Annotated in this window: 1 pseudogene; it reads right to left on the bottom strand. The window is 61.3% G+C overall.

The features are described from left to right. Nucleotides 1-455: pseudogene (locus IU450_RS39325) on the bottom strand (DNA-directed RNA polymerase subunit beta); the annotation flags it as partial.

Genomic DNA, 455 nt, shown 5'->3' with positions numbered 1-455 from the left:
GCGGCGCCGTCGGACGACAGCACTTCGACGTTGAGGCACAGCGATTGGAGTTCTTTGAGCAGGACTTTGAACGATTCCGGGATGCCCGGCTCCGGGATGTTCTCGCCCTTGACGATCGCTTCGTAGACCTTCACCCGACCGACCACGTCGTCGGACTTGATGGTCAGCAGTTCCTGCAGCGTGTACGCCGCACCGTAGGCCTGCATGGCCCAGCACTCCATCTCACCGAAGCGCTGACCACCGAACTGCGCCTTACCACCCAACGGCTGCTGGGTGATCATCGAGTACGGACCGGTCGAACGGGCATGGATCTTGTCATCGACCAAGTGATGCAGCTTCAGGATGTACATGTAACCGACCGCGACCGGATACGGGAACGGCTCACCGGAACGCCCGTCGAACAACACCGCCTTACCGTCGTCATCGACCATCCGCTCCCCGTCACGGTTGGGCAG

Origin of the sequence: Nocardia abscessus, assembly GCF_015477775.1 — a bacterium.
Lineage (GTDB): Bacteria > Actinomycetota > Actinomycetes > Mycobacteriales > Mycobacteriaceae > Nocardia > Nocardia abscessus_A.
This window is presented reverse-complemented; position numbering and strand designations above follow the sequence as displayed.